The following is an 11,185-nucleotide window of genomic DNA, read 5'->3' on the forward strand; positions in this document are numbered from 1 at the left end:
CGATGGCGGCTAGCCTTCGCCCACGGCGAACCCTTCGGCTTGCATCTTTTTCAACACGTCCTGCCAACGCGACAACTTCTTCGAGTCGCTGCTGCGTTTGCCGCCATTGGCCCCCGGCAAGTACAGGCCTTCGGCATTGAAGGCGTACACCGGCAACAGGTCTTTGCGTTGGGAGGCGGGGCGGATCTCGCCGATCAGGTTGTCGAGCACCAGCGGCTCGGCCGTGGGGCTGCTGTAGAAGGTCAGCACCATGTGCGCCTGGTTTTGGGACAGTGCCTTGACGTAGGTAATGCGCAGTTTCTCGCTGGGAATCCCGAGTTGGCGCAGGCTGAAATATTTCGCCAGGGCGTAGTCTTCGCAGTCGGCGGCGCCCTTGATCAAGGATTCTTCCGGCGTGGCCCAGTAATCGGTCTGGCGCCAGATGCGCGTGTCGTCCTGAAAATTTAGCTGTTGATTGAAGAAGCGATTGACCGCGTCCAGTTGTTCGCGCTCGGGTTGGTTGAGTTCGCTTTTGAGCATTTGACTCCAGGCCTCGATTCTTCCTTGGGCGGGGCCGAGCGGACCGTAGCGCTTTTCGGCGATTTGCAGGATCTGCGTAAAGTTCCAGTTGGCCCACACGCTGCCGAGCCCGGTCAGCAGAAAACTGGCCAGCAGCAGCCATCCGCCGAGCCGAAGTCGGAGCGTTGACCTTCCTGGACTACGCCATCGACGGGACATGTCTGGCTGCTCGGGTGCAGATGACTGAAGTCTAGGCGGTGTTCTTTAAAAGACAGGACTAATCGTCGGGTCGGCAGATGGGCCCTGCGAGGGAGCTTGCTCCCGTTCGGCTGCGAAGCAGTCGCCAAACCAATCAATGAGGTCTGTCAGGAGAATTGGGGGGAGGTTCTGGGGATGCTTCGCAACCCAGCGGGAGCAAGCTCCCTCGCCACAGAAGCTCAGGGCTTTTGCAGGGTTTTCTGTTTGAGGATGTAGATCGTCACCAGCACCGCGCTGGTCAGCATGGCCCCTCGCGCCCACGGCAGGGGAACCAGGTAGCAGGAGAACAGGATGCTCACCCACATCAGGCCGATGGCGTAGACCTTGCCCTTGAGCGGGATGCCGTTGCCGTCAAGGTAGTCGCGAATCCACGGGCCAAGCCGTGGATGCCCCACCAGCCATTGATAGAAACGTGGCGAACTGCGGGCGAAACAGGCGGCCGCCAGCAGCAGGAAGGGCGTGGTGGGCAACACCGGCAGGAAAATCCCGATCACCCCCAGCGCTACGCTCAGCCAGCCGATGGCTAGCAGCACGTAACGCAACATCAGGGAGCGGTTGCCTATGGGGTTGTCCATAGGCAAAACCTTAGTGGTGACGTGGCTTGAGGATCGCCGGTTTTTCGTCTGGCGCCTGGCACAGCAGGTACAGCGCGGTCAGGGCTTCCGGGATCTGCACGATCATGTCGTCCATCAGATTGGCGTCTTTGGCGATGTCTTCGAACTCAGGCTGTTCGTCGAACAGACCCGAACCGACCATGATCGGAAGCAGCATTTCGCTGACTTCGTCTTCGGCGGTTTCGAACCAGGCCGCTTCGCGCAGGAACACGCCTTCCATGAAACCGATGCACCAGCCGCGCAGGTCGGAATCGTCCGGCTCTTCGCCCAGGTCCAGGTCGCAAGGCAGCTCGAACTCTTCATCGGAGGCCAGTTGGCGCGCGATGTGAGCCTTGAGGGCCAGCAGGGTGGATTCGATCGCTTCACGCTCGGTGTCGTCAGCGTAATGCGGCTCTTCGGCGAAGAGGGCGTCGATCCATTCACGATCCGGAACCTCTTCGGAACAGATCGACAGCGCAGTGAGGTAGCCGTGGGCGGCCACGTAGTCCAGCGCCTCGTCGTGCAGTTCGTCGGCGTCGAGGAAGACTTGCAAACGGGTTAGTTGCTCAGCGAAGGACATTAAAGGGCTACCTTGGGGAATTAACAGATGCGGGAATTCTAGGCCTTCTTGAGCGCTCAGGCCAGCCGCGCGGGATATTTGCAGCCCGTTGACCCCGCAGACCACCGCAATACCTGTAGGAGTGAGCCTGCTCGCGATGGCGGTGGTTCAGTCAACATTGATATTGAATGTGACGCCGCCTTCGCGAGCAGGCTCGCTCCTACAGGGAATTGCGTTGTGTTCCTCTTCTCAGCGGTGCCCTTTGCAAGGGAGGCCTCGGGTATACTCGCGCGTTTTGTGATGCCCTGCTGGCGTCGCGGCTGAAATGTGAAGCGTCATGCAATGCGCACTTACGATTTGTCAGTGCAGCCTGCGTGGTTCTGAACCAGCCTTGCAGGGATGTTTCGGTGATTTTTGGAGTTTTTATGCTCGAACAGGCTCAACGCGTCCTCAAGGACATCTTCGGCTACGACAGTTTCCGTGGCCGCCAGGGTGCAATCATTGAGCGCGTGGCCAGTGGCGGTGACGCCTTGGTGCTGATGCCTACCGGTGGCGGCAAATCCTTGTGCTTCCAGGTGCCGGCGCTGCTGCGCGAAGGCCTGGCCGTGGTGGTATCGCCGTTGATCGCACTGATGGACGATCAGGTCGCGACCCTCGAAGAGCTCGGCGTCGCCGCCGCTGCATTGAACTCCACCCTGAGCGCCGAGCAGCAGCGTGATCTCGCCGCGCGGATCAAGCGCGGCGAAGTGAAGATGCTGTACCTGGCGCCCGAGCGTCTGGTCCAGCCACGCATGCTGGCTTTCCTGCAAAGCCTTGAAATCGCCCTGTTCGCCATCGACGAAGCACACTGCGTGTCCCAATGGGGCCATGACTTCCGTCGCGAATACCTGCAACTGGGCCAGTTGGCAGAGCTGTTCCCCAACGTCCCGCGTATTGCCCTGACGGCCACGGCCGACAAGCGCACCCGCGAAGAAATCGTCGACCGTTTGCATCTGCAGAACGCCGAGCGCTTTCTCTCGAGCTTCGACCGTCCGAACATTTTCTACCGCATCGTACCCAAGGAGCAGCCACGCAAGCAGTTGCTGGCGTTCCTTGCCGAGCGCCGCAGCGATGCCGGTATCGTCTATTGCCTGTCGCGCAAGAAAGTCGACGAAGTTGCAGTGTTCCTCAGCGAGCAAGGTTTTCCGGCGCTGCCGTACCACGCCGGTTTGCCCAACGACACCCGGGCCCATCACCAGAAGCGCTTCCTCAACGAAGAAGGGCTGATCATGGTCGCCACCGTGGCGTTCGGCATGGGCATCGACAAGCCCAACGTGCGCTTTGTCGCCCACCTCGATTTGCCGAAATCCCTTGAGGCGTACTACCAGGAAACCGGTCGCGGCGGCCGTGATGGTCTGCCGGCGGATGCCTGGATGGCTTACGGCCTGCAAGATGTGGTGATGCTCAAGCAGATGCTGCAAAACTCCGAAGGCGATGAGCGCCACAAGCGTCTGGAGCAACACAAGCTCGATGCCATGCTCTCGCTCTGCGAAGAAACCCGCTGCCGTCGGCAAACCTTGCTGGCCTACTTCGACGAAGACATGCCCGAGCCGTGCGGCCATTGCGACAACTGCGTCGATGGCGTGCAGACTTGGGACGCCACCGAGCCGGCCCGTCAGGCGCTCTCGGCAATCTACCGCACCGGCCAGCGTTATGGCGTCGGGCATCTGGTGGACGTGCTGCTGGGCAAGGACAACGAAAAGATCCGCAGCTTCGGCCATCAACACCTGTCGGTGTATGGCGTTGGCAAGGCCATGGGCGAGAGCGAATGGCGCTCCCTGTTCCGCCAGCTGGTGGCCCGTGGCCTGGCAGACATTGACCTCGAAGGCTACGGCGGCCTGCGCCTGAGCGACACGTGCCGGCCGCTGCTCAAGGGCGAAGTGACCCTGGAACTGCGCCGCGACCTCAAGCCGCAGACCACCGCCAAAAGCAGCAAGAGCCAGGCGAGCCAGCTGGTTCGTGGCGAAGAACGCGAACAGTGGGAAGCCTTGCGTGCCTTGCGTCGCAAGCTCGCCGAGGAACATGGCGTGCCGCCGTATGTCATCTTCCCCGACTCGACGCTGTTGGAAATGCTCCGCAGCCAGCCAACCTCGCTGGCGGAAATGGCCACGGTCAGCGGCGTCGGCGCACGCAAGCTCGAACGTTACGGCGAAGCCTTCCTCGAAGTGCTGGGCGGTCAGGTCGAGGCACCGAAAGTCGTTGCCGACGTGCGCCACGAGTTGATCACCCTCGCTCGCGCAGGCATGACGCCGCTGCAGATCGCCGGTCAGCTGCAATGCTCGGAAAAGAATGTCTACACCATGCTTGCCGAGGCCATCGGCAAGCAGCAGTTGTCGCTGGAACAAGCGCTGGACCTGCCCGAAGAATTGATGGGCGAAGTTCAGGATGCCTTCCTCGATGGCGAGGGCGAGTTGCCGCCAGTGTCGGAGATTGCCGCGCTGTTCGCCGGGCGAGTGCCGGAAGGTGTCTTGTACTGCGTTCGGGCGGCGCTGCAATCCGAATTCGAGGTTTAAATGACCTGTTACAGTGATGTAACGATTCACTACAGACCAGACCTTGCCTCAAGCCAACGGTCATGCTTAGCTGACTAATAATTAGTTTTTCTCTATTTTCAGTCTAATCATGAGTTTTTTATGCCGTTAACCGATCAACACCGTTTTGGCATGCAACTGGCCCAGATGTCGCGCGGCTGGCGTGCCGAACTGGATCGCCGTCTGGCTGGCCTGGGTCTGTCCCAGGCGCGCTGGCTGGTGCTGCTGCACCTGGCGCGCTTCGAAGAAGCACCGACCCAGCGTGAACTGGCGCAAAGCGTCGGCGTCGAAGGGCCGACCCTGGCCCGGTTGCTCGACAGCCTGGAAACCCAGGGTCTGGTCCAGCGCCAATCCGTGCTGGAAGACCGCCGGGCGAAAAAAATCGTCCTCTGTGCTCCGGCCCGTCCTCTGATCGAACAAATTGAAACCATTGCCACTCAACTGCGCCGCGAACTGTTCGACGGCGTCGATGAGGCGGATTTGAAGGTGTGCATGCGGGTCCACGGGCACATTCTGGCCAACCTGGAAAAATCTTGAGGCATAACCACGCGCCGGCTTTTTGAGATACCCCGTTGGGCAGACTATAAAGAACTACTAGGCAATATCGTGTTCGTACCGGATGTGCGAACGCGTACAGGTTGGTTCTGGTTATCTAAGGGATGCTCATGCTCGAGAGTTGGCACGTTGTATTGAAGTGTTGCGCCAGGCTGCTTCTGGTCGGTGGTGCTGTCACTTACTCGGCATTGGCCCCTGCACTGGGATTGGGCGACATTACCCTTCATTCCGCGTTGAATCAGCCGTTGCGCGCTGACATTGCCCTGGTCGATGTCGGCGGGCTGGAGGAGGGCGAACTCTCGATCAGCCTGGCGACAGCGGAGGAATTCACCCGCGCCGGCGTCGATCGGGTGTTCTTCCTCAACGACCTGAAGTTCACGCCGGTCCTGCGGGGCAATCGCAGCCTGATCCGGGTGACCTCCAACAAACCGGTCAATGAACCTTTCCTGAATTTCCTGGTGCAGCTCAATCAGCCCAATGGGCGCTTGCTGCGCGAGTACACGGTGCTGATCGATCCGCCGGGTTCACCGGGGATCGTGCCGGCAGAAGACGAACCTGCCGCCAGCCCACAGAACTCTCCATTCCCGAGCGTCAAACCGGCCACTGCGCCGGCACCGGCGGCGAAGAAGTCCGCACCGGCGCCGGCCGTCGTGCAACCTGCCACCGATCCTGCCGCCGAACAACTGGCCGCCAGCGTGTTGCAAAACCAGCAGCTGCAAAAAACCATCGATGAGTTGAATGCAAAGCTTCAGGCTCAGGATGAACAGATCGCCGGCCAGAAGAAACAGGTGAGCGAACTGCAAACCCGACTGTCGGAGGTCAATCAGGCGCCGCCGGTGACTCCGGTAGCGGTGGCACCTGCCCCCGTCGTTGTTGAAGAGCCCGAGGCCAGCCGTTGGCCGCTGATTATCGGCTTGCTGGCGTTGATCGCGCTGGTATTGCTGGGGCTGTTTGTTCGACGTCAACGCCAGCAGGTTCAGGCGTTACCCGAGCCTTCGCCCGTTTTGCCCGTTTCACCCTTGAAACAGGAGCCGGGGCTTGAGCGTGCGGCGCACCCGTCGGTGCAACAGCCCATGCTGAAACCCGCTCCGGATCATCGTGAAGAGACGCCGACAGGCGATGTGCTCGAAGGGGTCGGCATCTACCTGGCGTATGGCCGTTTTTCCGAAGCCGCAGGGTTGTTGCGAGAAGCATTGGTCAAGGAACCGCAGCGCACGGATCTGGGCGCACAACTGCTGGAAATCCTCGGCAAACAGGGGGATGTTCCCGCCTATGACGCACAGGAAAAAAACCTGCGTGACGGCGGGTTCGACGAAAAAAAGCTTGAGGACATCCGCGCCCGCCACCCGAAACTGAGCAATGCGGCACCAGCGGCACCAGCGGCACCAGCGGCAGCCGTCGCAGTCATCGCTTCCACGCAAGCGGCACCTGCCGACGAGTTCCAGTTGAATCTGGATGACCTGTCCATGGATTCCAGCTGGGACCTGATCAGCCCTTTCGACAACGCTAAACCTTCAGGCGAATCACCCAAGGCCGTAGAGCCGGCGTTCACCTCGAATCTGCACGTGTTGCCCGAGGTATTCGAGATGCCTGAAGAGCCGACGCTGGATGAGCCAGAGCTTGAGTGGGTCGCCGAACCGGACTCACAGGCGCTGAGCGACGATTTTCTCGACGAGTTCAGCGATCCCGGTCAGTCCTTGGAGCTTGACTCCCTGACCTTGGAGCCTGTCGAGCCGACCAATGCCGGTAAACTGGAACAAGCCCAGACCTGCATCGATGATGGCGACCTGGACAGCGCCATCGAACTGCTCAACGAGCTGCTCAAGGAGGGCGATGAGCCGCTCAAGCAAACCGCCCGGAGCCTGTTGGCCGGGATCCGCTGAGCCACTACTATAGCGGCGCCCTCTGGCTCAGGAGTCTTGTCCGTCATGACCACGCATAAACCGGAAATCATCATCACCTACTGCACGCAATGCCAATGGCTGTTGCGTGCGGCCTGGCTGGCCCAGGAGCTGCTGAGCACCTTCGGCGACGACTTGGGCAAAGTGTCGCTGGTGCCCGGCACTGGTGGGGTTTTCCATATTTTTTGTGACGAGGTGCAGCTCTGGGAGCGCAAGGCCGACGGTGGTTTCCCGGAAGCCAAGGTGCTAAAGCAGCGGGTCCGCGATCAGATCGACCCGGACCGCGACCTCGGCCACAACGACCGCACTCAGTGAGATGCGGCTTCGGCTGCCACGGTCTTTTTGCTTGATCCGGACAGTCTGCTGGAGACCACAATCGCGACGATGATCAAGGCGCCACCAAGCAGCATGCGCAACGTCGGGTTTTCATCGAACAACAACCAGGCCACGGTGATGCCATACACCGGTTCCAGTGCGAACACCACGGCGGCGGTGCGCGCCTTGATCACCGCCAGGCTGGCGACGAACAGACTGTGAGCGACGCCGGTGCAGAACACCCCGAGCAAACCGATCCACAGCCAGTCGATGGCGCGGACGTCGCTCAACTGCGGCGCCGCTACCGGCAGAAGGCACAGCGCGACCACGACGTTCTGACACAGCGCGGCCTGCACCGGCGGGATTCTGCCGGAGCTGGCGCGGTTGGTCAGCGACAGCAGGGCGAACAGCAAGCCTGAACCGATCGCCCAGAGCAGGCCCGTGGTGGCGCCACTTGCCAGATCGAAGTCCGGCGTCACCAGCACCAGCCCGACACTCACCAGTACCACCAACAGAATTTCATTGGCGCGGATCCGCTCCCGGAATATGACCCCTTCGAGGATCACGGTAAACGCCGGGAAGCTGGCGAAACCCAGGGTCGCTATCGCCACTCCGGCGACTTTAACCGCAATGAAAAAACTCACCCAATGCCCGGCCAGCAGCAAGCCACTGAGAAGCAGACGGCGCCAGTCCTGCGCTTCGAGTGTGTACCAGCGCGTCCTGCTGGCAAACCGCGCGAACACCGCCAGGGCGAGTACCGCAAATGCCGCGCGACCAAACACGATGACCGCGGGCGAGGCGGCAGCGAGTTTGCCGAACACACCGGTCAGGCCGAACATCAATGCGCCGATATGCAGGGCGCCAAGGGCGGTACGGGGAGTCATTGCGATCCTTAACAACAAGACAAACAGAGGGGGACATTGAACCGCGCCATACTCGCTGAGTCTGTCGGCAGACTATCGACTTTTGTCGCCAGCCTCGCGCCGCAGTTCGCCCGGAGTCTTACTAAACTCGCGCAACACCGCTGCGGCAAAGGCACTCTGAGAACTGTAACCGACCCGACTGGCAATCTCGCCGATGGGCAATGGCGAATCGCGCAGCAGTCTTACCGCACTATGCAGCCGCCGGCTGCGGATGTAATCCATCGGCGTCTGCCCGCACTCAGCGACAAACCGCGCATGCAATCGGGCACTGGACAGCCCGGCAACGCGCGCCAGGTCGGCGACCTGCAATGGATACGCCGCGTACTGATCGATATGCGCATTCAACGCCGCATATGGCAGACGGCGACCGCCCACGATTTCAGGCTTGGCGTTATTGAGGCTGGCCAATAACAGCACCGCGCCTTGCTGGGCAATCAACGGGTCACTGACCTGGCTGCCCGCCAGCCAACTCACCAATTGGCTTTGCCCGGCATCCAGCGGCAGGCGCCCAGCGTTGTCGAGCAAACGGCGGCTGGCGTCGGCGTGATCGCCAAGGGACTGCGAAACCCATTGGTCACTCGGTATATCCAGCACCAGGCAGCGGCTGCCATTGCTGCTGCCGCAGGCGTGATGAAAGCCCGACGGCACCACCACGAAACTCTGCTGAACCACCTGGCTACCATGCCCGTCGACCTCGAAGTCCAGCGCACCCGACAACCCGAACACCAGTTGTGCGTGGTCGTGGCTGTGGACGATCAGGTCCTTGGTGTATTGGCGCAGCGTGAGGATCGGTCTCATCGCAGGTCTCCCGGTCAAGATGCGGCCAGTCTACACCGGCCGGGTGTTGTCACAGGATTGACTCGCGGCTGTCATGGGCCATTAACCCGAACCGCGCAAGCTTGCCAAAACTTGTCCTGAGGGTTGCCAATGACCAGCGCCGAGCTCGCCAAACCCAGCCGTAAGCAACGTGTACGGACCTTGTGGATTTCCGACGTGCATCTGGGCACCCGGGACTGCCAGGCCGAACACCTGTCGCAGTTTCTCAAGGGCTACCACGCGGACAAGGTCTACCTGGTCGGCGACATCATCGATGGCTGGAAACTGCGCGGCGGCATGTACTGGCCGCAGGCGCATACCAACGTGATTCGCCGCCTGCTGACCATGAGTAAGCGCGGCACCGAGGTGATCTATGTCACCGGCAATCACGACGAATTCCTGCGCCGCTATTCGAAGCTGATCCTGGGCAACATCCAACTGGTGGACGAAGCGGTGCATGTGACCGCCGATGGCCGCCATCTGCTGGTGATCCACGGCGACCAGTTTGACGTGATTACCCGGTATCACCGCTGGCTGGCCTTTCTCGGCGACTCGGCCTACGAATTCACCCTGACCCTCAACCGTTGGCTGAATCACTGGCGCGCGCGTTATGGCTACGGCTACTGGTCGCTGTCGGCCTACCTCAAACACAAGGTGAAAACGGCAGTCAGTTTTATCAGCGACTTTGAAGAAGCCATCGCCCACGAGTGCGTCAAACGCGAGTTGCATGGGGTGGTGTGCGGGCACATTCACCATGCCGAGATTCGCAAGGTCGGCGGGGTGGATTACCTCAATTGCGGGGATTGGGTGGAGTCGTGCACGGCGTTGATCGAGCATTGGGACGGGTCGATCGAGTTGTACCGGTTGGCGGATGCCCAGGCGCGGGAGGCCGAATTGAAAGCCTTGAAGATCGCAGAGCCGGCATAAAAGTCAGCGTGCCTGGTCTGGCCCCATCGCGAACAGGCACGCTCCCACAATTTTGACCGAATTGACCTGAAACGGACTCTGACACCTGTGGGAGCGAGCCTGCTCGCGATGGACCGCGCAGCGGTCCCCCCGGATCTGTCAGGCTGGCGAATATTCTTCCATCGCCGCCTTGTAGATCGAATGCTTCGGTTGCGCAAACAAGCGCTCCATCATTGGCTCAAAGAAGCTCAGCGGTAACGTCTCGTAAGCCGGATCAAACGCCGCCGCGTCATATTTGGCGCAGAACTCGATGGTCGCCTGATACTGCGGATGCCCGCTGAATTGTTCGCGCAGATGCCGATCCATTCCCAGGTGATGGAAGAAGTAATACCCCTGAAATATCCCGTGCTTTTCCACCATCCACAGGTTTTCGGCACTGACGAACGGCTTGAGGATCGCCGCGGCGATGTCCGGATGGTTGTAGGAACCGAGCGTGTCGCCGATGTCGTGAAGCAGCGCGCAGACCACGTATTCTTCATCCCGGCCATCGCGCCAGGCACGGCTGGCGGTCTGCAGGGAATGGGTCAGCCGATCCACCGGGAAGCCGCCAGAATCACCCTCCAGCAATTTCAGGTGCGCCACAATCCGTGACGGCAACTGCCTGGCGTAGGCACTGAAGTCGGCGGCGATGATCGCCCAGTCTTCCTGCGTGCCATCCTGCATGTGGGTGAATCGTGCATTGGCGTTCATCAGCTATCCTCTTGTTCTAATCGAAAGGGATGTCTTGAGTGTAGGACTTGGATCCAGCATCGCACTGGCTGCGCAGGACGCTTTGATGGCCAGTGGAGCCTAGAAGGGCACGCGACCCAGAATCATGTCGCGGTACATGACAAAGTCGCCGAGCAGGCTATAAAGAGGATGCTGAAACGTGGCGGGACGGTTCTTCTCGAAAAAGAAATGCCCGACCCAGGCGAAGCTGTAACCCGCCAGCGGCAAGGCGAGCAACATCAACCAGGCACCTTTGCCGATGGTCAGCGCCAGAATGAAGATGACCAGGCTGGTGCCGATAAAATGCAATCGTCGACAGGTGCTGTTGCTGTGTTCACTGAGGTAGTACGGGTAAAACTCAGCGAAACTGTTGAAACGTTTGACGTTTTCCACGACTGCGATCTCTGTGGTTGTTGTTCTGATTGCAAGTTGTTCTGCGGGTAGCTTATTTGAGTCTAGAGTGATCATTGGCATCAGCCAGTGACAATGGGCGCCACTTTAGTATCCTTCGAAAACTTGCCGC

General features: G+C 60.3%; 12 protein-coding genes. 5 read left to right on the forward strand and 7 right to left on the reverse strand.

Annotation, left to right across the window (positions count from 1 at the left end):
• Positions 1-9: 9 nt before the first annotated feature.
• From lapG to RHP74_RS07810, 3 genes are all read right to left on the reverse strand, one after another.
• Entirely contained in the window at positions 10-717 is a 708-nt protein-coding gene (gene lapG / locus RHP74_RS07800; RefSeq protein WP_010461977.1) for a cysteine protease LapG, read from the reverse strand.
• Between the two features lie 218 nt (positions 718-935).
• Complete coding sequence (locus RHP74_RS07805; RefSeq protein WP_042932301.1) at positions 936-1,331, reverse strand: YbaN family protein; 396 nt, start codon at positions 1,329-1,331, stop codon at positions 936-938.
• A gap of 10 nt (positions 1,332-1,341) precedes the next feature.
• Positions 1,342-1,929 carry a YecA family protein gene (locus RHP74_RS07810; RefSeq protein ID WP_010461974.1) on the reverse strand — a complete coding sequence of 196 codons (588 nt, stop codon included), beginning with the start codon at positions 1,927-1,929 and terminating at the stop codon, positions 1,342-1,344.
• A 404-nt stretch (positions 1,930-2,333) separates the two neighbouring features.
• On the opposite strand from RHP74_RS07810, the gene recQ reads away from it, so the two are divergent.
• From recQ to RHP74_RS07830, 4 genes are all read left to right on the forward strand, one after another.
• A complete protein-coding gene (gene recQ, locus RHP74_RS07815) occupies positions 2,334-4,460 on the forward strand; it encodes a DNA helicase RecQ (RefSeq protein WP_010461973.1) in 2,127 nt (708 codons plus the stop codon).
• A 120-nt stretch (positions 4,461-4,580) separates the two neighbouring features.
• Entirely contained in the window at positions 4,581-5,015 is a 435-nt protein-coding gene (locus RHP74_RS07820) for a MarR family transcriptional regulator (RefSeq protein ID WP_010461972.1), read from the forward strand.
• Between the two features lie 128 nt (positions 5,016-5,143).
• The gene (locus RHP74_RS07825) at positions 5,144-6,916 is read left to right on the forward strand and encodes a FimV/HubP family polar landmark protein (RefSeq protein WP_311098715.1); all 1,773 of its coding nucleotides are present in this window, start codon (positions 5,144-5,146) and stop codon (positions 6,914-6,916) included.
• Positions 6,917-6,961: 45 nt separating this feature from the next.
• A complete protein-coding gene (locus RHP74_RS07830; protein ID WP_010461968.1) occupies positions 6,962-7,249 on the forward strand; it encodes a SelT/SelW/SelH family protein in 288 nt (95 codons plus the stop codon).
• Here RHP74_RS07830 and RHP74_RS07835 read toward each other — a convergent pair.
• Complete coding sequence (locus tag RHP74_RS07835; RefSeq protein WP_077748024.1) at positions 7,243-8,133, reverse strand: DMT family transporter; 891 nt, start codon at positions 8,131-8,133, stop codon at positions 7,243-7,245. The two genes, RHP74_RS07830 and RHP74_RS07835, sit on opposite strands and share 7 nt — an antisense overlap.
• A 72-nt stretch (positions 8,134-8,205) precedes the next feature.
• Entirely contained in the window at positions 8,206-8,970 is a 765-nt protein-coding gene (locus tag RHP74_RS07840; RefSeq protein ID WP_077748023.1) for an AraC family transcriptional regulator, read from the reverse strand.
• Positions 8,971-9,099: 129 nt separating this feature from the next.
• Between RHP74_RS07840 and RHP74_RS07845 the strand changes: the two genes are divergently transcribed.
• Entirely contained in the window at positions 9,100-9,915 is an 816-nt protein-coding gene (locus RHP74_RS07845) for a UDP-2,3-diacylglucosamine diphosphatase (protein WP_102594322.1), read from the forward strand.
• A 138-nt stretch (positions 9,916-10,053) separates the two neighbouring features.
• Here RHP74_RS07845 and RHP74_RS07850 read toward each other — a convergent pair whose 3' ends face one another.
• On the reverse strand, positions 10,054-10,644 hold the full coding sequence (locus RHP74_RS07850) for an HD domain-containing protein (RefSeq protein ID WP_102594321.1): 591 nt from the start codon (positions 10,642-10,644) through the stop codon (positions 10,054-10,056).
• Between the two features lie 99 nt (positions 10,645-10,743).
• Entirely contained in the window at positions 10,744-11,055 is a 312-nt protein-coding gene (locus RHP74_RS07855) for a DUF962 domain-containing protein (protein WP_010461958.1), read from the reverse strand.
• Positions 11,056-11,185 lie beyond the last annotated feature (130 nt).

This window comes from Pseudomonas sp. SG20052 (assembly GCF_031766055.1).
Lineage (GTDB): Bacteria > Pseudomonadota > Gammaproteobacteria > Pseudomonadales > Pseudomonadaceae > Aquipseudomonas > Aquipseudomonas mandelii.